We start from the raw sequence: 22,443 nt of genomic DNA on the forward strand, positions 1-22,443 counted from the left end.
CGAATTAATTGAAGATTAAAACAAGCCTATCTGATACATCCGTCACTGACCACTCCGGCTGACATGCGCCGCATCCCCTGCTGCGCTCCCCTTTGCTTTCCAAAGGGACCCCTTTGCTCCCCTTGCCCATTGCTCCTTTATTATATGCGTGGCCTCCACCTGATGCCCATCTCAAAAAAGCCGAGTTCTGCGGGTGGACGCTCCACGCAGTGCCACAAAACAGGAAAGGCGCTGACTGAGCAGCGCCTTTCAAAACCAAATTGTCTTTGCCCCGGGATCTTACCCGGAGCATGTGGCGTGAATGGGCCTATCCGGCCACGTCGATGCCGAGATCACACCCGAGGGGGCCTTCACACTCCAGGTTCGGGGTCCTGACGTCAATGTGTCCTTCCTCGCGCTCTTCATCGGTTTCAATGTAGTTGTGTTCGGTTTCGGTAAATTTCATGATATGTTCTCCTCCCGGATTGGGATTGTTTTTATTGGGTTTTCAACAGGGTAAATCCTTTGTTACCTCTCAAGATAAGATCGATTGTTTTTGTGTCAAATAATTTTTTTAGGCTTACCTAAAATTTAACACAAAAAAACGGTTTCATCGCCCTCAATAATGAGCAGCGTTGAAACCGTCGAGTCGGAGTGCGCCCTCAGGCAAAAAGAAGAAGGCTGACAGCCATCACGGCCATTCCCGCAATCACCCCATAAATGGCATGGTGATGCTCCCCGTATTTTTCTGCGGTGGGCAGCAGCCCGTCAAGGGAAATAAACACCATGATCCCGGCAACCGAGGCAAAGAGCAGGCCGAAGACCATGTCGTTGAAATAGCGCATGAAGACAAGATACCCCGCCAGGGCCCCCACCGGCTCAGACACCCCTGAGAGAAACGAATACCCGAAGGCCTTTTTCCGGCTGCCCGTGGCAAAATAGATCGGGACGGAAACAGCGATCCCCTCCGGAATGTTGTGGATGGCGATGGCCACGGCAATGGAGATACCGAGGGTGGGATCCTGCAGGGCGCCGGTGAAGGTGGCCAGCCCTTCCGGAAAATTGTGGATCCCGATGGCAAGGGCCGAAAACATGCCCATGCGAAGGAGCGCCCCGTTTTTGGCCTCCACCGCGTCGGCGCCATTTGGCCCCATCTCCTCTATTTTGTGGTATTCATGGGGGTTTTCAAAGGAGGGCACCAATTTATCGATGATCCCGATGACGGCGATCCCCCCGAAAAAAGCCAGGGTGGTGTACCAGTACCCCAGGGTGGGGCCCACGGCCAGGGTCAGGGAGTCCCTTGCCTTGACGAAAATCTCGATCATGGAGACATAGATCATCACACCGGCGGAAAAACCCAGGGACACCGCCAGGAATTTGGTGTTGGTCTTTTTGGAGAAGAACGCCAGGGCGCTGCCGATGCCGGTGGAAAGCCCGGCAAAGGCCGTGAGCCCGAAGGCAAAAAGGACAGTGCTCGTAGGGATCGCTGTGGACATGGGGGCTCCAGTACGTCGGCTGGGGTTGGAAGGGGCACACCGGAGCTTTTATTTTGAAGGAGTGTTCCCCTTTGTGTCAACGGTTTTTCGCAAGGGCCCGTTCCAGGGGAGACGACTCAAAACCCTCTCCGCGCCGGTATGCTTCGAGAATGGACTCGGACTCTTTGGCCAGGCGGCGCCGCACCCGCCGCCGTTCTCCCTTGACGCGAGCAATTCGCAGGCTGTCGTAGGCGGTTGTCTGATGGCGCAGCCAGGCGATGACGGCGGCACTGGCCCTCTCCTCGATGGGAATGCGGCGGGTACGCGCCACGGTGCCGCTCCCCACGGGGGATGCATGGGCGGTCACGGCCGTGGCCAGCTCCTCGGCAAGCGCCTGGTGACGGGGATGAAACCGAAGGAACACCAGCACGGCCCCTTTAAAATCCTCCACGTAGGAGACCTGCTCTTTTTCCCGGCGTGCCTTGTCCGAGGCGCGCTTTTTTTTATAGGCGGGGGTCTCCCGTTCCTTTTCCAGGCATTCCCGAAGGGAACGGATGGTGTCGGCAGGGGCCCACACCCCACGGGAAAAGAGCTTTCGCCCGCGTTTCTCCTGAACCTGCCAGTGGGGGCCGGCCTTTTTCACCCGCCGTGTCAGCGCCGCATCACCGGGAGCCAGCAGCTCCCAGCCCTTTGGCGCTTCAAGGGTCTCTCCGTTATCACTGATTACCTGCCTTGCGGCCTTTCCCGGTCTGACGACCCGACTCTCTTCCGGCATACCCGTCCTTACGTTTGTTTCTCTGCTGTTAACGTGCCTCTGTACATTGACTGCCCAGCCTTCAGGTCGTCCGGCGGCAGGGGGCGCGTAGAGCCACCGCAAAATCGTACCGGCGTCTTCCGACGGCTGAAAGGCAACCGCCTCATAGTACGACGTGACCAGACGACAATAGGTGGCCCGGCCCCCTTCGTCCATAACGTAGCGACCGGGGTCCGCCAGAAGGCGGAGGTCCTGGCCGTAAGTGCCGCGAAGTTCATCCATCACGGGCGCCACAGCCCTGTTGAATGCCGCGCGGCTGGGGGCGGGGTGCCCCCCATGGGATGCGGACTCCAGCACCTCGATGAACACACCGGTGTAGAGGGCCCGCGTCTCCCCCGTCATAAAGTAGGGCCGATCCGCCTCTGCCCCCGGAGCAATCCCCATGGTCAGGCAGGCATCCGGCTGCTCCCACGCCGTCTCCTGCAGTTCCCTTAACATCGCCTGCATATAATGGACAAGGGCCGTATCCGATGCTTTGGGAAGGTGAACGCGAAGAGACCGGGAAAGGATCCCGTTGATCTTAAAGGAGGCATAGGCCTGGGCCATGGAGTCAAGGTCTGAGGAGACCATGGCCGCCACCAGCTCACGGTACCGCTGCGGGTCATGTTCTTTTAACGCCTTGCACACCGGGTCTTTTGCCAGCCGGGCGGCAAACCGGTCTGCAGGGGGCGGAGGAGGACCCAGGGCAGCCACGGGAATGGGCACGAGAAAACGATCGATGAGCATGCAGCTCATAAAAAAGAGGAGGAGATAAAGGCCGCTTGAGGCCAGGGCTCCTCCCCTTGTCATCTGCCTCAGCTCAAGGGCCGGGGGCACACACAGAACCGCTGAGACCCCCACCAGCAACCACGGTGACACATCCATAAAACGCCTGCCAGGTCCGTTACATGATCCAAGGATAAACAAAAAAAACAACGGGAACTATTCAGTGATGCCCCCGGCAGGACCGCCGGAGGCAAGGTGACGCTGGTTCATCACAGAAAAGCGGAAAGTCAGGGAGTCTCCTCCTCGGGGGACGCTGAGCCGGACTGACCCGACACCTGCTCCATCATCTCCTTGTAGAGTTCGGTCACCGCCGCATCCACCCCGGTGCCGTCTTCGGAAATGGAGGCCATGGCCTCCTCGATCAGCTCCCGGACATCCGGGACCTGCCCCATGGTCTCCCGGGCCTTGGCCCTGGCCAGCAGCGCCTCGTAAAAGTCCTCGTAGGACTGGGCGGGGTCGTTCTCCAGATCAGAGGAAAGCCCCTGGGACCCTGGGTCCCCGCCCTCGGCAGCCCCATCGTCTACGAGCTGCATGCTGCTAAAACTACAGGGCTTTTTTGTACTCCGGGTTATTTTTCAACGCACTGGACGCGGAAAAAGCCTCTTCAGGCGCCACGTAGGCAAAGGGGTCGGCCTGTTCCATCACCCCTTGAATTCGTCGGTTGTACGCATCCATCAGGACGTCGGTGGAGCTGCTGGGCTTGGTGATATCCACGTTGGAGGGGGGAAGATTTTCCTTTGCCCCTTCGGGAACACTGGTCTCTGAAGGCGCATCGCCAGCGGACTCGCCATACGATGCCGCCCCGGCAAACGAAGGCGGGACGACCAGCCATGCCAGCACCACCGCTACGGCCAGGACACGGCCAAGCCCTGCGGCACAGGAGCCCGTCCGGGGGAGCCTGCCGGTGTTTTCCTTGTTCATGTTCTCACCTCGCTTTTCTTGGCGGACCGTCGTCGCCCTTATGGTAAGTATCTCCGGGCCTGGAAAGGCCGCAAATCCATCATGTTTAGTATAATAGTAATCTCAACAAATGCAACAGCGACTTCCCGGTACGCCGAGGCAAAAAAACGTTCCCCCCTGCGAACCTCGCCCGACCATCGCAGACAAATCCCGCAGAATAATCTGGATATTTGACGCTATTTGGTATATTGCATCGGGCGTTTTGCCATGGTGCCATGGCCGGGACTCAAACACATTAGACGTTATCACAAGGCGAAGGAAAGAGCATTGATGAATCCATTTGTTGTGGGTCAGCGCTGGGTCAGTGAAACCGAACCGGAACTTGGGCTGGGCACGGTCTGCGCCGTGGAATTGCGGCGGGTCACCGTCCGATTTGAAGAGAGCGACTGCACCAGGCAATACGCGGCGGCCGCCGCCCCCCTTCGCCGCGTCACCTTTCAGCCCGGGGACGCCGTCACGAGCCGCAGCAAAACCACCTTTTCCGTGGACACGGTGGAGGAAGTCGAAGGAATCCTTGTCTACTGTGGGAACGGGCAGCAGCTTCCGGAGTCGGAGCTTTCCGATACCCTGGGCGCCTCCGCTCCCCTGGACCGTCTGACAGGCGGTTTTTCAGATGGGTCCGAGCTCTTCGACCTCCGCGCCGAGGCCATCTCCCATCATCTGGCGGCCAAGGCCTCTCCGGTGCGTGGGTTCTTAGGGGGACGCGTGGACCTCATCGGCCACCAGTTCCACATCGCCCGGGAAGTGGCCCAGCGCCGCCTTCCCCGAGTGCTCCTGGCAGATGAGGTGGGCCTGGGAAAAACCATTGAGGCCTGCCTTATCCTTCACCGCCTCCTTCTCACCGAGCAGGTCTCCAGGGTCCTGATTCTCGTCCCGGACGCTTTGATCCACCAATGGTTCGTGGAGCTCCTGCGGCGCTTCAACCTCCACTTCCGCATCGCAAACGAAGAGCATCTATCAGACACAGCCCAGCGCGACCCGGCATCCAACCCCTTTACAGATGACCAGCTGCTCCTGGCCCCCATGACCATTCTGGAAACGAAGCAAACCATGGGCCACGCCCTGAACGCTGGCTTTGACATGGTGGTGGTGGACGAAGCCCATCACATGGCCCCCCAGGGGCGCAGCTTCCGAGGCGTGGAAGCACTGGCCCGCACCTGCCGGGGCCTGCTCCTTCTCACGGCCACACCCGAGCAGATGGGGCGAAAAGCTCACTTTGCCCAGCTTCGCCTTCTGGACCCGGCCCGCTACCCCGACTTCGACGCCTACCAGAAGGAAGCCGAGGGCCACCGACGCATCGCCACCCTCGCCGGAAAACTTCTGGACAACGAAACGCTCTCCGCATCGGAGCAGAAAACCCTCGCCACCCTGACAACGGCCCCTGAAACCGATGGCCCGGCCATGGTGGACGACCTTCTGGACCGCCACGGCCCCGGCCGGGTCATTTTCCGGAACACCCGAAAAACCATCCAGGGGTTTGCAGGCCGTATTCCCAACCTCTGCAGCTTAAGCGCCCCGGAACCGTCCCTTGCCCTTCACCGGGACGAACTGCGCCACGACACGCAACCGGATGTGCCCATGCCCGGCCTCGCCGAAGATCCCAGGATCCACTGGCTGGCACAGCAGCTCAAGGCCCACCGGGATGAAAAATTCCTCGTCATCTGCACCTCCCGGGACAAGGCCCTGGCCATCGAATCGGCCCTTGGGCACCACCTCTCCGTCAAAATCGCCCTTTTTCACGAAGAGATGCCCCTCATCCGGCGGGACCGAAACGCCGCCTGGTTCTCGGAAAAAGACGGTGCACGGCTTCTCATCTGCTCGGAGATCGGCAGCGAAGGGCGCAATTTCCAGTTCGCTAAACACCTGGTTCTCTTTGACCTGCCCGTCAACCCGGAGAAGGTGGAACAGCGCATCGGGCGCCTCGACCGCATCGGCCAGGAGCACGACATCACCATCCATGTCCCCTTCCTCGCCCGGAGCGCCACCGAGATTGCCGCGCGATGGTACGACGCCGTGGGACTCTTTTCACGCTGCGTTCCCGGCCTTCACACCATCGGAGCCGCCTTCAGGGCACGCCTCGAAAGCCTCATGGCAGAGGCCACGGGAACCGGCCCCTTCCCCGAGGCAGGCCTGACCGCACTCCTTGCCGAAACCCGTGATTTCTCCCAAGACCTTGCGGCAACCCTGGAAAAGGGGAGGGATCGCCTTCTGGAACTTGCGGCCAACCGCCCGGAACGCATCAAAGGGCTGCTGGACAAGGTCAAAAAAAGCGACAGCGACACGGCCCTTCCCCACTTTATCCTCCGCCTCTTCAGGCACCACGGCATCGAGGTGGACAGCGCAGGGGAAAAGGCTCTCCTTCTGGGGCTCAAGGAGAACGACGAGCCCTCCCTTCCCCTCCCTCCCTTCCGACGCAACCCGCTGGTGGCCACCTTTGACCGCGCCACCGCCCTGAAACGCGAAGAGATCGAATTCCTCACCGCCGATCACCCCATGGTGGTGGGCGCCCTGGAGTCCTTCCTCGGATCCGACACCGGCAACGCGGCCCTGGCCTGTCTCCCGGGGGCCGGTGAGCACGGGCTCCTTCTGGAGCTCATCGGTGTTCCCGAATGCGTGGCTCCCGCCCGACTGGGTGTGGATCGGTTTCTCCCCACAGCCCCCTTTCGCATTGCCCTGAACCACCAGGGAGAAGTCGTCCCCGCCCGCCGCATCGCCGACACCCTTGCAGAACCCCTTGAGGACCTTCCCCCTTCCTGGCTCTCCGACCACCCTGAGCTGGCACGGGAACTCCTCCCCATGCTCATGGAAAAGGGAACCGCGGCAATGGATGCCGAGGGCCGCACCCTTGCCCGTACGGCCACCGCAACCATGGCATCCTTCATGGACCGCGAAATCTCCCGGCTCACTGCCCTGAAGGCCACCAACCCCGACGTCACGGAGGCAGACCTGCCCACCGAAAAGCAGGCCATGGCAACGGCCCTGAAAGGGTGCAGAGTCCGTCTGGACGCCCTGCGCCTTGTGCTGCTTATGCCCTGACATCCCCCTTCCGAAAGTCTGTTACGGGCCTTTCGGGCCCGGGGCGTAAACACCTTTCGCACACACAATAAACACTGATCCGCAGTTCTATCCTTGATCATTGTCGCGATTTCGCGTATTAGTAAAGTATTCATCGTCGCCATACAACCTTACCAATCACAGATTGGAGATATGTATGCCCCAGTTTCTTTTTGCCCTGTTTCTCACCTTCGGTACGGGAACGATTCAAACACCCTTCCCGCTGAGTGCACCTCGGCTATTGACCCCAGGTGGCTCCACGTGGCAGTGGCGTCGGAGAGCGCCCCGGGCGAGGCACCCATGGCCCTCAAATGCCCCCGGGAAAAACATCTCCTGCTCTTCAGCCCCGACGGCGATCTGCGAAAATACTCCCCCAGAAAGGGCTGGGACCGGCTCCTGCTGGATGTGTCGGTAACAGACGACACCGTCACCCTCAAGCACCAGAACCGGGACCGATTTTCTCTTGTGGCCCGCAAAACCGACGACGGTTTCCTGAAAATGTGCACCCCCGGCCACGGCGAGTTCTACTACAAAAAACTAGACCCCAAGACCCGGCTTGAAGAGATCGACTTTGCCAGGCCCCCGGCCATGTCCCCATCCGGGCCCATGGATACCGGGAGCTGACCCATGCCCCGCCCCCATCGGTGCCTGAGCCTGACCACCTTGAGCCTGATCCTCCTGGGGAGTCTCTTCCTGGCCCCCCTTCCCTCCCCGGCTGCCCCCCCGGCCCTGCAGAAAGCCGCCACCTACTCCGGCGATGAACAGGTCACCGGATGGTTCATGAGCGAAAAACTCGACGGAATTCGCGGCTACTGGACCGGCACCGCCCTTATCACCCGCAAGGGAAAGCGTATCCATGCCCCTGCCTGGTTCACCCGGGATTTTCCCCCCTTTGAACTCGACGGCGAACTCTGGAGTGCGCGCGGGGATTTTTCCTTTATCCAGCGTACCGTCATGGATCACACCCCATCAGAGGGGTGGCGGCGAATCACCTACAACATCTTCGAGGTCCCCAACGCCCCGGGTCCCTTTCCCCACCGCCTGGACCGCGCCAGGCGCTGGTTCAACGCCCACCCCGAAACCCCGGCACGCATCATCCCGCAAATTCCCTGCAAAGGCCCCGAGCACTTAGAGCACGTCATGGCGGATATCAAGGGCAAGGGAGGTGAAGGCATCATCGTGAAAAACCCGCACCTTGCCTACCACACCGGCAGGTCGCCCCACGTTCTCAAGGTCAAGCACGCCTCGGACATGGAGGGGACCATCATGGGCATCAATGAGGGCAAAGGAAAATACAAGGGAATGATGGGAAGCCTTAAAATCAGGCTGGATAACGGGGTGGAGTTCAACCTCGGCACCGGATTTTCCGATGAGGCGCGACAGAATCCTCCCCCCCGGGGAGCGGTGGTCACTTTCAGGTACCACGGCTTCACCCACACCGGAAAACCGCGGTTTGCATCCTTCATGAGGGTCCGGACAGACTGATACCGCCCGTTATCCCCCCAGACAGCCGTGTTCGTAGAGGATATGAAATCCGATGAGGAAAAGCACCACGCCGCCGAAGATCTCGGCCCAATGGCCCAGGCGGGACGAGGAGGCGAACCGGCTGCCGAGCTGCATGCCCAGAAGGGTAAAGGTTGAGGCGGTTATGCCGATGACAACGGCGGGAAAGGCGATGGCCACATCCAGGACGGACATGGAAAATCCCACGGCAAGCGCATCGATACTGGTGGCGAGGGAGAGAACCACGAGGCTCACGGAACGGGTGGGGTCCTGGGCGCCCTCGGCCTCCTCGTCTTCATGGAACGCCTCCCAGATCATCTTGCCTCCCACAAAGGCAAGGAGCCCGAAGGCAATCCAGTGATCAAAGCTCTCCACAAAGGAGCGAACATTTACCCCAAGGCTCCACCCCAGCACCGGCATCATGGCCTGGAACAGGCCGAAATGCCAGGAAAGGCGAAACATCTGCCTGGGGTTGACGGTCTTGAGTCTGATGCCCACGGCAACGGCAACGGCAAACGCATCCATGGCAAGGGCCACGGCAAGGGAGATCAAAGGAATCAGTTCCACGGCACACACATCACAATCGGGCCCTTGCCCCAGCCACCGCCCCGGAATCATCCCCGAAGCCGTCGGCATGGTGAAAGGGTATCCATCTAAAGAATTTTCAGGTTAACACACAGGCCCGGGCATCCAACGAAACAAAGGGCACATCACCCCTGCCTGGAAAAAATCGTCGGCGAGATCTTCTTTTAAGGCATCCACGTCAAGGTCCCGGATCCATCCAGGCAGATGAAACCAGATACTGTGGAATCCGTACCCCCCGTTTACCATCTCTTCAATGGCCGCCTCTTTGGTCCACCCCTGCACCACCACCCGGTACAGAGCCCCCATGACCCCGGTTCGATCAGCCCCGTGCCAGCAATGAAACAACACGGGCCGGTTGGAGGGGTCCGACACAATGGAAAAAAACTGGGCGGCCCTCTGCTCATCCGGGGCCCAGGCCTTCATGGGGACCCTCACCAGAAGAAGCCCCGTGCCCTCGGCCTCATCCGTATCCGAATGAAACAGCCTCAGATTTACTATGGTCTTGAACCCTTCGGAAGCAAGATTCTTCATGCCGAGGGCCGAAGGCTGTGCGCTTCGGTACACGCCCTCATCGACACGGTACAGGTTGGGTACCCCCTCGATGTGAACCGGGTCCGCCCAATCCGAAGGCCTGAACCGGTCCTGGCCGTAAGCTGAAGCTCCCATGGCCAGACACACCGCCAGAATCATGATGATTCGCATCGCATGCCCCCGCTCCAAAGGTTTGAGACAGCCCTCTCTCAGCCCCACGCCCCCGTCCCCCACTGAAGGCCCCAGAGGGAGACAAGGCCGGAGGCAAGGGTCCAAAAGACACTTCGTCTCCAGAGGGCCACCGCAAGGGCAATGCCCCCGGCCAGGAGCCGAAGGTTGCCCACAGAGAGGTCCAGGGTGCCGCCGTGCAGAAACACAGCCGGTGTGACAAGGGCCGGAAGCACGGCCGCCGGAACCAGGCGAAGGGCCCGGGTAAACTTGGGGTGAGGCTCCCTGTTCCGTTTCAGCAGAAGAAAAGCCCCCCGCTCGGAAAAGGTCACGGCACCGCAAAGCAACGCCACCAGGAAAAAAGCGTCGTGGCTCATGATACCCTCCCTTGGGCACCGGAGTCAAAGAGCATCCCTGCGCCGATGCCTGCCAGCGCCGCTGCGATGATGTTGAGCCCGCAGGGGAGACCCACGGCAACCACGGCCGTGACACCGGAAACCAGGGCCGCCACAAGGGTCGGCCGGTCCTGAACCGCCGGCACCAGCAGGGCCATAAAGGTCAGGGGGACCCCGAAGTCAAGGCCCCACCCCTCCGGGACGCCGGCACCTAAGAGCACGCCGAACCCGTTGCACACATGCCAGGCCACAAAAACAGTCACCCCGGCCCCCATGGTGTAGGCAAAAGGGTACCGGCACCCTTCGGGCTGGTTGAATTTTGTCAGGGACAGGGCGTACGCCTGATCGGTCAGAAGATAGGAGAGCATGGGCCGCCAGCGGCCGGGCACCGGCCTGAAATGCGGGGCAATGGAGGCGCTGTACATCACAAAGCGAAGGTTGATCACCAGGGCGGTGAGCACCATCACCACAGCCGGAGCCCCCGCCACAAAAAGATGGGTCACGGCAAGCTGGGCCGCCCCTGCAAAAATCACCACGGGAATCACCACCGCCTGCCACACGGGAAGCCCCGCCTTTACAGAGGCGATCCCGCAAATCAAGGCAAAGGGGATCACCCCCAACATCAACGGAAGGGAGGCTCGCACCCCTTCCAGAAACACCGCCCGCTTCTCATCACACCAGCCCATTACATCCTCCGGCCATACATAAAAAAATCAACGCTGACTGTCTTACAGCAATGGCCGGAGAAAAGGAAAGGGAAAGGGAAAAACAAAAAAAGCCCCGGCAGGACGTCATGGTCCTGCCGGGGCCCGTGGCATGAACGGACCAGAGAACGCTGCAAGGAATCCTAAAAGGTGAAGTTGGCACCCAGGGCAACGGTGGTGGTGGCGTTTTCGGTCTTTATCTCAAGGCCGGTGTTCTGGTCGGTAATGGTCTCATCATCCCAGATGGTCCTGGCGATGGCCGCGTTGACCTCCACCGTTTTGGTAATCTGCCAGGAGACGCCCCCGCACACCTGCCAGTTGTCCGAGTACAGCACCTCGTAGGACCCGATATTGGCCGAATAATACCCGTCGATATCGTTCCAGAGGAAATCGGTGTAGACAGTTCCGATGCTGGTGGCAAGGCCCTCGGTCCACTGGATGGTCCCTGTGATGCCGCAGGACTGGGTGTCACCGGCCATATCGGAGATATCCCTGCCCTGGGCGTCTGTTCCCCAGTCCGCATCTTCCTGGAACCAGTAGCTGTAGTTGGCTTCCAGATAAAATCGTTTCAGGATATCCCAACCGACACCAACCCCCAGCATGGCAGGAAAATCCCGGGGGTTCTCCACGCCATCCACATACAGGCCGAGGTTGTCCTGTTTGACATCGGCCTCAAAATCCAGCTCCACCTTGGACTGGTATTGCACCCCGATGTTCAACCGGTCCGTAAGGTTGAGGTTGAGCCCCAGGATATACCCAGCGCCCTCGGCGCTCTCCTCGACGTCCACCTTGTTGTCGCTGAACCCACCGGCAGCGATAACACCATTGAACAAGGGGTTGGCTGATTCAACGGCATCTATGATACCGCATCGATATAGCGCCCCCCCAGGGCCACCGATACCATGTCGTTGAGCTTGTAGGTCCCGCCCAGGGTAAAGGTGAGGTACATGGATTCCGCCTCAAGGCTCTCGTTGGAGGTGGAAAGGGTCGCAAACACATCATTGCCCGTAAGCCCTCCACCGAGGAAGTCAGCCACCCCTTTGGAGATATTCCCGGGAATCAGCACATTGGTGGTATAGGACCCGGTGGGGTAATCAACCACGGCACCGCCCCCGGGGATATAAAACCCGCCCCAGAGCGCCCAGTTGTCTCTGTTGTACGCCGCATAGATATTGGGAAGAAACGGATCGTCCCCGTCCTGCTCGAAGCTTTTCTCCCCCATGCCCGCGTTATAGGAGTGCTCCGGCTCTCGCCGCATACTCTGGTTGCCGATGTTGATGGCCACGCCGTCGGCCAGCTCCGTAATGCCGCCGGGGTTGTAGACCACGATATCCGCCCTGTCCGTTGCGGCGTTCCTATTGGCGGTCCGCATCCACTCCACACTCATGTTGGACAGGTTGTCGATGTTGGCCAGAAGATCCGTGGAGACAAGACAGACTGCCACCAGCACTGCACTGAAGAGAACCGATCGTTTCATACCACCCTCCCTGGTCGTGAAGATGGTTTGCCGCCCATGGAAACAAGAGGGCCTGGAGGCAGGTGGCCGCGGAACGGCCCAACCGGCAAGGCCCTTTCAATCACTCGCCTGGGTCATGGAAAGCAAAGCCATCTCATGATGAATGTCGCTTCGTCCAATACGCTGACGCCCATGCAACGGGTTTGGTATGCAGGCCACGGGCGACACCCGGGCCTGACCAAACAGGTTTTGGCTGTCAAACAAGCATTTCTTTCACAATCACTGTTTACCAACACTCAAAACAGACGTTAGCCTCGGCGACCAATGTTTGTCAACCATTAACTGACCGGTCAGTGCATGCCCTCCCTGCCGCCCTTGAGAACTAAACTGACCAGTCAGTTTTTCATTGACACCCAAAAATCCTTTTTCCTATAGTGGCTCCAGAGCACTTCGTTTTCCATGTATTTACCGAAAATTAAGCCAAGCACATTCTTTGGAGGGGGATATCCCGTAAACGCCACAGGAACCGGGCCATGGGGAGCCCGGCATGGGGCCGTACGCAAACGCCCACAGCGTGAGGCGTTCCCCAGAAAGGCCCGTTCCCGGAGCAGGCATTGGCAAAAATCAAGGAACGACGAGGCAGAGACCACCATGACAAAACCCGGATATGCCATCAGCCAGTACCACGACACCGGTAAAATCTACCCGAGCGGGCCGCGGCCTGAGTATCAGCCAGCCCATCCGGACCCTTCGCAAGGACGCCCTGGAGGGATACCTGGCGTACTTCGAGGAGAAATGTCCGACCTCCAAACGCATGACGGAAGACGCGGCCAAAGTTATCCCCGGAGGGGTGCAGCACAACCTGGCCTTCAACTACCCCTTCCCCCTGGCCTTTACCAAAGCCTCAGGGGCGCACCTCCAGGACGTGGACGGCAACACATACATCGACTTTCTCCAGGCAGGGGGGCCCACGGTGCTGGGGAGCAACCCCGAACCCGTCAGGGCCAGGGTACTCGACCTGCTTAACACCTGCGGGCCTTGTACCGGCCTGTTCCACGAATATGAAATGAAGCTGGCCCGGTTCATCTGTGACCGGTTCAGCGGGGTGGAGATGTTCCGCATGCTGGGGAGCGGCACCGAAGCGTGCATGGCAGCCGTGAGGGTGGCGCGGGTGGCCACGAAGAAAAAAAACATCATCAAGCTCGGCGGGGCCTATCACGGATGGAGCGATCAGCTCTCCTACGGCAACCGCATCCCGGGGATCCGGTTCCTGGAGTCCCACGGCATCCCCCTGGCCTGCTTCAAATACACCCAGGAGGTTTTCCCCAACGACATCGAGGCCCTTGAAAAACAGCTCAAACGCAACAGGCTTCGGGGAGGAACCGCCGCGGTCTTTATGGAACCCATGGGCCCGGAGAGCGGCACACGGCCCCTGGACTTCGACTACAACGGCCAGGTCCGCGACCTCTGCACCGCCTACGGTGCCCTCCTTGTTTTTGATGAGGTGGTCACGGCCTTTCGCATCGGCGTCGATGGGGCCCAGGGATATTTTGGGGTCACACCCGACCTCACCATCTTCGGCAAGGTGGTGGCCGGGGGGTACCCGTCTGCGGGGGGCATCGGCGGCAAGGCCGACTACATGGCCTGCCTGGCCGGAGGGCTCGGCGGAAAGAAATCGAAGAAGGCCCATGTGGGGGGAACCATGGCGGCCAACCCCTTAAGCGCCGCCGCCGGCTACCACACGGTGAAGATGATCGAAGAGACCAACGCCTGTGAAACGGCAGGAAAGGCAGGGGACCGGCTTACCCAGGGGCTCCAGAAGCTCATCGAGACATACGGGCTCCCCTTTGTTGCCTACAACCAGGGCTCCATCTGTCATCTGGAGACCGTGGGCACCATGCTCTTTGACATCAACCTCTTCAGGCCATGGGAGATCCCCTCCAGGATCAAGGAGATCCACGCCCGCAAAGATGTCATGACCCACATGGGGGCCGCCTACATGGCCGAAGGCCTCGTCACCCTTGCCGGAAGCCGCCTCTATACGTCGGCTGCGGACACCGACGAGGTCATCGACGACGCCCTGGCCCGGTTCGAGCGCGTGTTCAAAAAAATCGAAGGGGTACCGGCGTAAGCTCCAGGCACGTGCACCCAGCTTATGTCCGCTCTGCCACTACCAAAAAACAGGACAACGTCATGGAACTGAGCCAAGCCCGCGACATTGTGTACCAGGCAGGCCTCGACCTGGTGAAAGAGGGTCTCGTGGCCCGCACCTGGGGCAACATCAGCCTGCGCCTGGACGAACAAACCTTTGTAATCACCCCCAGCGGCAGGAGCTATGAGACCCTGGCCCCCGAGGAGATCGTTGCGGTGCACATCAACGACCTCACCCACCAGGGGGACGTGAAGCCCTCCTCCGAGAAAGGCATGCACGCCGAGGTCTACAGGCGGCGCCCGGAGATCAACGCCGTGGTCCACACCCACCAGCGCCACGCATCCACGGTGGCTGCCGCCCGAAAAGAGGTCACAGGGCTCTCCGAGGACCATGCCCGGCTCCTGGGCAAGAGCGTTCGCTGCGCCGCCTACGCCCTTCCCGGCACCAAAAAACTCATGAAAGCCGCTGGTCAGGCCCTTGAAGAGGGGCGCCACGCGGCCCTTCTGGCCAATCACGGCGCCCTGTGTGTCGGAAGCACCATGAAGGCGGCCTTCCGGGTGGCCCTGGAGCTGGAAGGGGCCTGCGAATCGTTCATTGCCGAGGCCTTTGCCCGGCACTACGGTACCCGGTCGCACACCATCGAAGAGATGCATGCCTGCTACCTGACAACCGCCCCCTGAAAGGAGCGCCCCATGACCATGACGTCCGTCTCCCGAACCCTCTGTGAAAACGCCTTGGCCCTGCTTTCCGAAGGGTTGTGCACCGACACCTCCGGGTGCCTGAGCGCCCGGCTGGGGCATCGCCTAGTGATCACCCCCGAGGACACAGGGCTCTCCGAATTGTCCCCGGACGACCTTGCCGTGGTGGACCTTGCTACGGGCACCCCCCTTGCAGGCCCCAGGCCGGATCGCCGGTTCCCCCTGCATGGGGCCCTCTACAAAAAACGAAAGGACCTGGGCGTTCTTGTCCACGCCGATCCCCTGAGTATCCTCACCGCCTCCAAGGCAGGGCACGAGGTGCCGCCCCTTCTGGACGACATGGCCCAGCTGGTGGGCGTTTCCGCAAAGGTTGCCCGATCCTGGCCATGCCGGGGCACCGCCCCGGTGGTGGCAGCCATGAAGGGACGAAATGCCGTGCTCCTCAGAGACAGCGGCGCCCTCTGCGGAGCCGGAACCTTTGACGATGCCCGTGCCGTGGCCCAGGTCCTGGAAAAGAACTGCAAGGCCGCCATCGAGGCCACCTTTTTAGGGGGCGGTATCCGGATCAACCGAGGAGAAGCCCTTCTCATGCGCACCGTCTACCGGCTTGCCTATGCAAAAAAACGCACACAACCCATGCCTCGGGCGGACAGGGGGTAATACCCCAGGCTCGTCAATGCCAACGGCCACTCACCTATTCGCCGTTCAACAACCCGGTGGAGAGCATGGCATGGAGGGTGGCAACGGCCTTCTCCTCGGTGGCCTCGTCGGGGTGCTGGAGCAGATGGCCGCACACGCTGTCGATGATCCCGGCAAGGGCCACGGCAGAGAGTTTCAGGTCGATGGCCTTGATATACCCCTTTTGCTGGCCCCGTTCGAGCATCTCTGCGATGAACTCGATAAACCGGGAACGGACCCGCTCGATCTCCACGAGGACCGCGTCGTCGATGCCGCTTGAGATTTCATTGAAAATGATGTGGGCCAGGTCGCTGTGCTGAAGGTAGAGCCGGACAATGGAGGTCACCAGCAGTTGAAAATGCTCGGGAAAGGGAAGATCGGACACCAGTTCGGACCGGATCTGCCTGACGATGCCTTCCATCCCTTCGGTGACAGTGGCGGCAAAGAGAAGGCTTTTGCTGGAAAAATTGTAGTACAGCGTGCCCTTGGCCACATTGGCCATGACGGCGATCTCGTCCATGCGCGCCTGGTGGAACCCCTTTTGCGAAAAAATGGTGGCTGCGGCCTCAAGTATCTGCTTGCGTTTGGTGCTTGTTTTCCCGGAATCCATGGTCCTCCGATTGATTTTTCCCGTTTTATCGTCCCTGGTTCAATGTATTGAAAAGTGTTCTGTTTTTTTTGTAGAGTCCCTTGAACACGTCAAACTGGCGGTCGTACATGGGCTTAAACTCGGTGCGGGGCTCGTAGGTTTTTGTCACCTTAATCAACGGCTTTGCCGCGGCAAAAGAGGGCATGATCCCCAACCCCACGGCACAAACCACGGCAGCGCCTGCCGCGCCGCTGTCCTGGGGGTGGGCCAGGGTCTCGATGCGTCGCCCCGTCACATCGCTCATGATCTGGCACCACACCCCGGAGCGGGCCCCGCCCCCCACGAAGCGGACCGCCTCCTGCCTTGGAATCCGCGCCTCCATGGCCTCCAGCATCCACCGTTTGTGAAAGGCAACCCCCTCGAGCACCGCCCGGATCATCTGGCGCTTGCCCGTGTTCATGCCGATATTAAAAAAAATACCCCGGGCCCGGATGTCCTCCCTGGGCGCCCGGTTTCCATGGAGCCAGGGCGTAAAAAGAAGGTCCCCCGCACCGGGCGGGGTTTCGTCCACGGCCTGGTTCATGAGGGAGTAAAGGGCTGCCGGGTCCACGTTTTCCGCATCCATGCCCTTCTCCTTGAGGTAGACGCCGATGGCATCCAGGGCCAGGTGGTCCCTCACCCACTGAAGGCAGGCGCCCGAGGTCTCCTGCTCTGCCACATAACTGTAATACCCGGGGATCGCCCCTGAAATCGCCGCCATGAAGTGGGCGATATCCACATACCGTTTGCCCACGTTGGAACCCACCCAGCCGGAGGTTCCCACGTAGATATGGGTATCGTGAAGATCCAGGCACCCGGCCCCGATGGTCGTCAGTGTGACGTCCCCGCCCCCGCCGAACACAGGGGTGCCGGCGCAGAGCCCCAGCTCCCGGGCCGCCCGATCCGAAAGCCCCCCCACCACGTCCGTGGCCTCCACCACCTCAGGCAGATGGGCCATGTCCACGCCAAAGGTCCTGCAGAGGCCTTTATGCCACCCCTCCCTGCCCTGCCGCGTGTCGTAGACAAAGGTGATGTGGGCGAGATCCCGGGTCATGGCGGCGTCATCGGAGGAGAAGGTAATCCTTGACGTCCAGCCACTTGTGGGCCTTTTCAAAGAGCTCGGGCTCGTGGTCTTTCACCCAATGGTACTTCCACAGCGGATCCTTGGCCGTGGCCGCGATGCCCCCTGTAATACGCAGGGTGTTCAAGAGGGTCACGGCGTTGATGCCGCTGATGCGAAGCAGCCCCTTGTGCAGGTATCGGGAGATCTGCTCCGTGGCCCGGCCGTCCAGGTAGACCATGGGGTTGCGCAGGGCCTCGCCGTTTTTGTCCACCAGCACCGACCCCTGCATTTGACAGCAGAACGAGATGCCCCGAACTCCGGCAGGGGGCACACCGCTTTTGGCAAGGACCGCCTGCGTGGATCGGCACAGGGCCTCCCACCACTCGTCCACGCGCTGCTCGGCCCCCCCGTCTTCGGTCACGTAGAGGGGATACTCGGCAACCTCGGAGCCCACCTGGGTCAGGGACTCACCAATACGGTACAGGCAGGTCTTGCAACCTGTGGTTCCGACATCGAAGGCAAGGACATGGGTCACGGGATCCACACTCACTCCTTCACATGGTTGAGGTAGAAAAACGGGTAGCGTCGCTGATTTTTAAAGAAAACATATCCGAGGAATTGCAATGGTGTCAACAGGATAACTGACCGGTCAGTACAATTTCAGGAACCATGGAGCCCACAAGAGGGATCAACCCATTCCCCCGTCATCCCGGAATGTTGCGTCAGCCCGCACATTGACACCCTGGGAAGGCACATGGTACATACCGTCCCGGACGCCCACCCGTCACCCCAAGGAGATCCATGAGACGCACCGCCGCATTTTTCGACTTTGACCGCACCCTCATCGCCGCAGACAGCCAGCGCATGGAGGCCCTCTCCCTGCTTCGCCACCACTGCCCGGGGCCCCTTTACCCCTTTCGCCTGCTCAAGGTGGCTCTGGCCGAGCCCTTGTACAAGCGAAAGCTCATGGACCACGACCGCTTCAACCGCATCTACCTCGCCTCATACAAGGGCATTCCCATGTCCCGCCTCCGGGCCCACGCCAGACAGCTCTATGAAAAGCGCCTGAGCCCCTTGCTCTTTCCCGAGATGATGTCCTGCATGGCCGCCCACAGGAAGCAGGGGCACCTTGTCATTGTGGTCTCGGCCACCAGCGGGCACCTTCTGGCGCCCTTTGTGGACGACCATACCCCCGACGCCTGGCTCGCCACCCCCATTGAAACCGACGGCAACGATCAATGCACCGGCCGCCCGGCTGCAAACGTCTGTGTCGGAGGGGAGAAGGCTCGGGCCATCGGCCAGCTGGCCCGGACCATGGGCATCGACCTGGCCGCATCCCACGCCTACTCCGATCACCACGCGGACCTGGCTTTCCTTGAGGCCGTGGGCCATCCCACGGCAGTGAACCCCACCCCGGACCTCAAGGCGACGGCCCTGGCACGGGGATGGGCCATCGCCCATCACACCCTCTCAACCTGACGAACATACGTCCCCGTGGCCTGGCTCAGCAGCAGACCATTTCGGTCCGGTTGCGCCCGGCGCCTTTGGCCCGATAGAGGGCGTTGTCCGCGACTTTGTACATGCCGTCAATGTCTGTGGGGGTGTCGGAAACCACCAGGCCAAGGGAGACCGTCAGGACATCGTCGACCCCGCTGTGGGCATGCTCGATGGCCAGTGCGGCAATGGCCTGCCTCATGTTTTCCATAAAGGCCAGGGCCCGCTGCGAATCACGGGCCAGAAAAAGGATGCCAAACTCTTCCCCGCCCAGGCGAAAGCAGTAGTCCGTGCCCCGTTTGCACCGCTGGAGATTGCCCTGGTTCAGGGCCTCGTCCCCCATCTGATGGCCGTAATGGTCGTTGTACTGCTTGAAAAAATCGATATCCATGATGGCAAAGGCGAGGTATCGTCCGCTGCGGCGAAGCCGACTGATCTCAAGGGGAAAGGCCTCCGCAAATTTCCGCCGGTTGTACAAGCCGGTCAAAGGATCGGTCACCGCCATCACCTTGACCCTGGACTGCTCCCGCCGCAAGGCCTCCTCAGCCGTCACCCGCACGGCAATCTCCTTTTTCAAGGCCCTGTTCAAGGCCGCCAGCCGCCTATTCCAATACAAGGCAAGGGCCAGGATCAAAGCCGCGCCTCCCAGGCACTTCCAGAGCAACCCGTAGTCAAAGCCGTGCTCGTAGCGCAAGGGGAGCCAGCGTTGATAGATGGTGTCCCGCTCCGCCTCGGAAATGGACTCAATGGCTTTGGAGAGCAGTCCGGCAAACAGGGGCCAGTCCTTGCGGACCCCCATGCTGATTTCCAGGGTTCTGGGGACCGTGCCGGACACCTTGAGGTGGGTAAACCGCTCCTGCTTGATGGTGTAATTTGCCACGGCCAGGTTTCCCACGTAGGCGTGGGCCCTGCCCGTGGCCACGGCAGCCAGGGCCCGGGCCGTGCTGTCCGTTGCCAGGACCTTGATATCCGGGTACTCGGCAGAAAGAATGGTGTGCTCGGAATAATTTTTGACGACGGCCACGGTCCTGCCTGAAAGGGCTGCCATGTCCTCCACGAAATCCACCTGTTCGCTGGTGATCACCACCAGGGGAAATGACAAAAATGGCGTGGTGAGCCGCATGGCGCCCTTGTGCCGGGGGATCGCACCGATGGCGGCGATCATATCCAGGCGATGCTCCCCCATGGCCTCCAGGGTGTCTGTCCAACTCATCCCGCGGGTGTAGATGCACCGGATTCCCAGGCGATCTTCCAGAACCCGGACATAATCGGCCACCATGCCTTTGTATCGCCCCTCCGGTCCGATGAACTCAAACGGAGGCCAGTTGTCGTCGATCCCCAGGCGCACCGTGGGATGGTCCGCCAGCCAGCGGCGCTCCTCGGCGGTGAGCTCAAAGGTGTTTTTCTTTGGATAAAAAGCGTCCAGCAGGTAGGGTAGGTCGAACCGGTAGAGCAAGGCCTTGTTCAGGTATTTGGAGAAGCAGGTGAAATCGACATGATCCCAGTCATCGGATAAAAAGGCCGCCACCTGCTCGACGTTGCCGCTGTCGATGGCGTGCATCCTGGTTTTGAAGACCGTGCTTTCCCGGGCAAAATCCCGGCGGTTAAGATAGTCGTGCATCAGGACAAGGGACCAGGCCCCTTCCAGGACATGGCCGCCGACGCTCAAGGTAACACCACCGGACCGAATGCTCTCTACGGCTGAAAAGCTCCAGTCTATGCCCCCCGTGACCACCGTTCCATTGTCCAGCCCCAGCTCACGTACGGCATCCAGGGCGCCCAGGGCCATGTCGTCCCCTGCCGCCCACACGGTATTGATGTCCGGGTGGCTGCGCAGCCCTTCCATGACCGCGTCCCTTGCCCGGCCCCTGCTCCACCCCTTTCCGGCGCTGACAATGCCGTACAGCGTCACGTCGTCACGGTCAGCCACAACCGCCTTCATGCCGTCGACCCGGTCCGAGGACGATTTCTCCAAGGGGTTGCCTTCCACAGCCAGCATCTGGACATCGCTCCTGCCCGACCGCTTGGCCGCCCGGATCAACCCTTCGGCAAGGAGCGCCCCGGCCCGGGCATCATCCGGGGTCATGCTTCCGATCCAATGGGGATACTGTTTCCTGGGGACCAGCCAGGAATCGGAAAAACCGGTGTTGAAAAGAAATGCCGGCACTCCGTGGGCCTGGGATATGGCCAGGATCTGCTGGCCGAGGTTTTCGTAATTCATGAAAAGAATGCCGTCGGTGCCCTTGGCGCACGCGGCCTCTACCTGAGACAGCATGATGTCGCCCCGGTTGTCGGCCGAATAGACCTCCAGGTCCAGGGCCAGGTCATGGGCCGCTGCACGGGTCAACCTCACAAGGGACGCCCAGAACACCGTGTCGTCCCGGGGCACAAACAAAGACACCTGAAACGCCCCCGCCGGCAAGCCAAGGCACAGAACAAAGGCCCCCACCAGCATCACACGCTTCACACACCCACATACAGCCATGCACCACATACTCCGGCAATCGTTGCCGCACCAGGGCCCCGGACGCGCAAATTCTACTGCGCAACGAAAAAAAGAAAACCAAAGGGCCTCTCCCAGGGCCCTGTCCACCCCCAACTTTGTCTAAACGGGAAATCATTTATGTATCACACGCTGAGACATATGAATACACCCGAGTCACTCGCTCCGCGCCGGACGGAACGGGTCAAACGCATTCGACGTTCAGCAACATGCAGACACAGGGATACACGGGAACACATCATAAGAGGAAGGGATCAAGGAAACGTTGGGAACGGAGGAATGATGGAGCGTTCGTCACCACTTCATCATGGGGACGGGATCCAGGGGGTGCCTGACGACCCATCTGGCCGCCCTGCGGGCAAGGTTCACATGAAATCCGGCATTGGGAAAATGGCCCCTCACCGCCCGGACATAGGCGTTATAAAGCCCGAAGCTGCACAGGCCCAGGGAGACGTCCACCAGATCGCCTTTGCGAAACAGCTCCACAAGGGGAAAGGCTTTGTTCCTGTACTCCCGAAGCTTGTGGTGCTCGGAGATCATGAGGGAAATCTCATGGGAGTGGGCAGAGAGGTTGCGGCCCTTCAGGCAGGCCAGGGCCGGGGGGATGGATGCGGGGATGTAGTCGAAGCTGCTGTCGATCCACAAGCCCATATCATGGAACACCCCTGCGATGCAGAGCTTTTCTCGATCCGCGTCGGAGCAGCGGGCAAGGCCGAAGCAGAAGTGAAGCATGCGGTAGACATGATTTCGGTATCCCGTGTACTCACCGGCAAGGGACGCCTTCCAAGGTACGAAGAGTTCTTCCACAAGGGGGATCGGGTCATGAATCGTCGGCATC

At 60.5% G+C, this 22,443-nt stretch carries 23 protein-coding genes; 7 read left to right on the forward strand and 16 right to left on the reverse strand.

Going from position 1 to position 22,443, the window contains the following annotated elements:
* Positions 1-307 precede the first annotated feature (307 nt).
* From ACOYW2_RS14890 to ACOYW2_RS14910, 5 genes are all read right to left on the reverse strand, one after another.
* Entirely contained in the window at positions 308-445 is a 138-nt protein-coding gene (locus ACOYW2_RS14890) for a hypothetical protein (protein ID WP_175469871.1), read from the reverse strand.
* A gap of 196 nt (positions 446-641) precedes the next feature.
* A complete protein-coding gene (gene zupT, locus ACOYW2_RS14895) occupies positions 642-1,475 on the reverse strand; it encodes a zinc transporter ZupT (protein ID WP_482415675.1) in 834 nt (277 codons plus the stop codon).
* Positions 1,476-1,551: 76 nt separating this feature from the next.
* Positions 1,552-3,132 carry a DUF2293 domain-containing protein gene (locus ACOYW2_RS14900; RefSeq protein ID WP_482770939.1) on the reverse strand — a complete coding sequence of 527 codons (1,581 nt, stop codon included), beginning with the start codon at positions 3,130-3,132 and terminating at the stop codon, positions 1,552-1,554.
* 128 nt (positions 3,133-3,260) lie between these two features.
* Positions 3,261-3,566 carry a hypothetical protein gene (locus ACOYW2_RS14905; RefSeq protein ID WP_482770940.1) on the reverse strand — a complete coding sequence of 102 codons (306 nt, stop codon included), beginning with the start codon at positions 3,564-3,566 and terminating at the stop codon, positions 3,261-3,263.
* A gap of 10 nt (positions 3,567-3,576) precedes the next feature.
* On the reverse strand, positions 3,577-3,954 hold the full coding sequence (locus ACOYW2_RS14910; RefSeq protein WP_482770941.1) for a hypothetical protein: 378 nt from the start codon (positions 3,952-3,954) through the stop codon (positions 3,577-3,579).
* A gap of 309 nt (positions 3,955-4,263) precedes the next feature.
* On the opposite strand from ACOYW2_RS14910, the gene rapA reads away from it, so the two are divergent.
* The 3 genes from rapA (at position 4,264) to ACOYW2_RS14925 (ending at position 8,532) form a co-directional block, all read left to right on the forward strand.
* Entirely contained in the window at positions 4,264-7,029 is a 2,766-nt protein-coding gene (gene rapA, locus ACOYW2_RS14915) for an RNA polymerase-associated protein RapA (protein ID WP_482770942.1), read from the forward strand.
* 279 nt (positions 7,030-7,308) lie between these two features.
* Entirely contained in the window at positions 7,309-7,671 is a 363-nt protein-coding gene (locus tag ACOYW2_RS14920; protein WP_482770943.1) for a hypothetical protein, read from the forward strand.
* Positions 7,672-7,674: 3 nt separating this feature from the next.
* Entirely contained in the window at positions 7,675-8,532 is an 858-nt protein-coding gene (locus ACOYW2_RS14925) for a DNA ligase (protein ID WP_482770944.1), read from the forward strand.
* 9 nt (positions 8,533-8,541) lie between these two features.
* On the opposite strand, the gene ACOYW2_RS14930 is transcribed toward ACOYW2_RS14925, so the two are convergent.
* From ACOYW2_RS14930 to ACOYW2_RS14955, 6 genes are all read right to left on the reverse strand, one after another.
* Entirely contained in the window at positions 8,542-9,186 is a 645-nt protein-coding gene (locus tag ACOYW2_RS14930; protein WP_482423604.1) for a manganese efflux pump MntP, read from the reverse strand.
* Between the two features lie 33 nt (positions 9,187-9,219).
* On the reverse strand, positions 9,220-9,837 hold the full coding sequence (locus ACOYW2_RS14935) for a dual specificity protein phosphatase family protein (RefSeq protein ID WP_482770945.1): 618 nt from the start codon (positions 9,835-9,837) through the stop codon (positions 9,220-9,222).
* Positions 9,838-9,875: 38 nt separating this feature from the next.
* A complete protein-coding gene (locus tag ACOYW2_RS14940; protein ID WP_482770946.1) occupies positions 9,876-10,211 on the reverse strand; it encodes an AzlD domain-containing protein in 336 nt (111 codons plus the stop codon).
* The gene (locus ACOYW2_RS14945; protein WP_482770947.1) at positions 10,208-10,915 is read right to left on the reverse strand and encodes an AzlC family ABC transporter permease; all 708 of its coding nucleotides are present in this window, start codon (positions 10,913-10,915) and stop codon (positions 10,208-10,210) included. Before ACOYW2_RS14945 ends, ACOYW2_RS14940 begins: the two co-directional genes overlap by 4 nt.
* A 161-nt stretch (positions 10,916-11,076) precedes the next feature.
* Positions 11,077-11,766: a hypothetical protein gene (locus ACOYW2_RS14950; protein WP_482770948.1), complete on the reverse strand. Its 690-nt coding sequence runs from the start codon at positions 11,764-11,766 to the stop codon at positions 11,077-11,079.
* Between the two features lie 23 nt (positions 11,767-11,789).
* Entirely contained in the window at positions 11,790-12,410 is a 621-nt protein-coding gene (locus ACOYW2_RS14955) for a hypothetical protein (RefSeq protein ID WP_482770949.1), read from the reverse strand.
* Positions 12,411-13,056: 646 nt separating this feature from the next.
* Here ACOYW2_RS14955 and ACOYW2_RS14960 point away from each other — a divergent pair.
* The 3 genes from ACOYW2_RS14960 (at position 13,057) to ACOYW2_RS14970 (ending at position 15,899) form a co-directional block, all read left to right on the forward strand.
* Entirely contained in the window at positions 13,057-14,520 is a 1,464-nt protein-coding gene (locus ACOYW2_RS14960; protein ID WP_482770950.1) for an aspartate aminotransferase family protein, read from the forward strand.
* A gap of 62 nt (positions 14,521-14,582) precedes the next feature.
* Positions 14,583-15,221 (forward strand): class II aldolase/adducin family protein, encoded by a 639-nt coding sequence (locus ACOYW2_RS14965; protein ID WP_482770951.1) that lies wholly within the window; start codon positions 14,583-14,585, stop codon positions 15,219-15,221.
* Between the two features lie 12 nt (positions 15,222-15,233).
* Entirely contained in the window at positions 15,234-15,899 is a 666-nt protein-coding gene (locus tag ACOYW2_RS14970; protein WP_482770952.1) for a class II aldolase/adducin family protein, read from the forward strand.
* Between the two features lie 34 nt (positions 15,900-15,933).
* On the opposite strand, the gene ACOYW2_RS14975 is transcribed toward ACOYW2_RS14970, so the two are convergent.
* Genes ACOYW2_RS14975 through ACOYW2_RS14985 form a run of 3 tightly spaced genes read right to left on the reverse strand, consistent with a single transcriptional unit; the run spans position 15,934 to position 18,152 of the window.
* Positions 15,934-16,527, reverse strand: coding sequence for a TetR/AcrR family transcriptional regulator (locus ACOYW2_RS14975; RefSeq protein ID WP_482770953.1), 594 nt, complete (start codon positions 16,525-16,527; stop codon positions 15,934-15,936).
* A gap of 25 nt (positions 16,528-16,552) precedes the next feature.
* A complete protein-coding gene (locus ACOYW2_RS14980) occupies positions 16,553-17,599 on the reverse strand; it encodes a xylulokinase (protein WP_482770954.1) in 1,047 nt (348 codons plus the stop codon).
* Positions 17,600-17,606: 7 nt separating this feature from the next.
* Complete coding sequence (locus tag ACOYW2_RS14985; protein WP_482770955.1) at positions 17,607-18,152, reverse strand: FGGY family carbohydrate kinase; 546 nt, start codon at positions 18,150-18,152, stop codon at positions 17,607-17,609.
* Positions 18,153-18,409: 257 nt separating this feature from the next.
* On the opposite strand from ACOYW2_RS14985, the gene ACOYW2_RS14990 reads away from it, so the two are divergent.
* Complete coding sequence (locus ACOYW2_RS14990; RefSeq protein WP_482770956.1) at positions 18,410-19,087, forward strand: HAD family hydrolase; 678 nt, start codon at positions 18,410-18,412, stop codon at positions 19,085-19,087.
* A gap of 25 nt (positions 19,088-19,112) precedes the next feature.
* On the opposite strand, the gene ACOYW2_RS14995 is transcribed toward ACOYW2_RS14990, so the two are convergent.
* Both ACOYW2_RS14995 and ACOYW2_RS15000 read right to left on the reverse strand, forming a co-directional pair.
* Entirely contained in the window at positions 19,113-21,587 is a 2,475-nt protein-coding gene (locus ACOYW2_RS14995) for a diguanylate cyclase (protein WP_482770957.1), read from the reverse strand.
* A gap of 312 nt (positions 21,588-21,899) precedes the next feature.
* Complete coding sequence (locus ACOYW2_RS15000; protein ID WP_482423620.1) at positions 21,900-22,442, reverse strand: hypothetical protein; 543 nt, start codon at positions 22,440-22,442, stop codon at positions 21,900-21,902.
* Between the last annotated feature and the right edge of the window lies 1 nt (position 22,443).

The sequence above is a fragment of the Desulfoluna sp. CLI2B genome, from assembly GCF_056847375.1.

Bases quoted from the DNA above. Each gene is read 5' to 3' on its own strand.
- ACOYW2_RS14890 (WP_175469871.1), bottom strand. From the start codon at position 445: ATGAAATTTACCGAAACCGAACACAACTACATTGAAACCGATGAAGAG.
- zupT (WP_482415675.1), bottom strand. From the start codon at position 1,475: ATGTCCACAGCGATCCCTACGAGCACTGTCCTTTTTGCCTTCGGGCTC.
- ACOYW2_RS14900 (WP_482770939.1), bottom strand. From the start codon at position 3,132: ATGGATGTGTCACCGTGGTTGCTGGTGGGGGTCTCAGCGGTTCTGTGT.
- ACOYW2_RS14905 (WP_482770940.1), bottom strand. From the start codon at position 3,566: ATGCAGCTCGTAGACGATGGGGCTGCCGAGGGCGGGGACCCAGGGTCC.
- ACOYW2_RS14910 (WP_482770941.1), bottom strand. From the start codon at position 3,954: ATGAACAAGGAAAACACCGGCAGGCTCCCCCGGACGGGCTCCTGTGCC.
- rapA (WP_482770942.1), top strand. From the start codon at position 4,264: ATGAATCCATTTGTTGTGGGTCAGCGCTGGGTCAGTGAAACCGAACCG.
- ACOYW2_RS14925 (WP_482770944.1), top strand. From the start codon at position 7,675: ATGCCCCGCCCCCATCGGTGCCTGAGCCTGACCACCTTGAGCCTGATC.
- ACOYW2_RS14930 (WP_482423604.1), bottom strand. From the start codon at position 9,186: ATGCCGACGGCTTCGGGGATGATTCCGGGGCGGTGGCTGGGGCAAGGG.
- ACOYW2_RS14935 (WP_482770945.1), bottom strand. From the start codon at position 9,837: ATGCGAATCATCATGATTCTGGCGGTGTGTCTGGCCATGGGAGCTTCA.
- ACOYW2_RS14940 (WP_482770946.1), bottom strand. From the start codon at position 10,211: ATGAGCCACGACGCTTTTTTCCTGGTGGCGTTGCTTTGCGGTGCCGTG.
- ACOYW2_RS14945 (WP_482770947.1), bottom strand. From the start codon at position 10,915: ATGGGCTGGTGTGATGAGAAGCGGGCGGTGTTTCTGGAAGGGGTGCGA.
- ACOYW2_RS14955 (WP_482770949.1), bottom strand. From the start codon at position 12,410: ATGAAACGATCGGTTCTCTTCAGTGCAGTGCTGGTGGCAGTCTGTCTT.
- ACOYW2_RS14960 (WP_482770950.1), top strand. From the start codon at position 13,057: ATGCCATCAGCCAGTACCACGACACCGGTAAAATCTACCCGAGCGGGC.
- ACOYW2_RS14965 (WP_482770951.1), top strand. From the start codon at position 14,583: ATGGAACTGAGCCAAGCCCGCGACATTGTGTACCAGGCAGGCCTCGAC.
- ACOYW2_RS14970 (WP_482770952.1), top strand. From the start codon at position 15,234: ATGACCATGACGTCCGTCTCCCGAACCCTCTGTGAAAACGCCTTGGCC.
- ACOYW2_RS14975 (WP_482770953.1), bottom strand. From the start codon at position 16,527: ATGGATTCCGGGAAAACAAGCACCAAACGCAAGCAGATACTTGAGGCC.
- ACOYW2_RS14980 (WP_482770954.1), bottom strand. From the start codon at position 17,599: ATGACCCGGGATCTCGCCCACATCACCTTTGTCTACGACACGCGGCAG.
- ACOYW2_RS14990 (WP_482770956.1), top strand. From the start codon at position 18,410: ATGAGACGCACCGCCGCATTTTTCGACTTTGACCGCACCCTCATCGCC.
- ACOYW2_RS14995 (WP_482770957.1), bottom strand. From the start codon at position 21,587: ATGGCTGTATGTGGGTGTGTGAAGCGTGTGATGCTGGTGGGGGCCTTT.
- ACOYW2_RS15000 (WP_482423620.1), bottom strand. From the start codon at position 22,442: ATGCCGACGATTCATGACCCGATCCCCCTTGTGGAAGAACTCTTCGTA.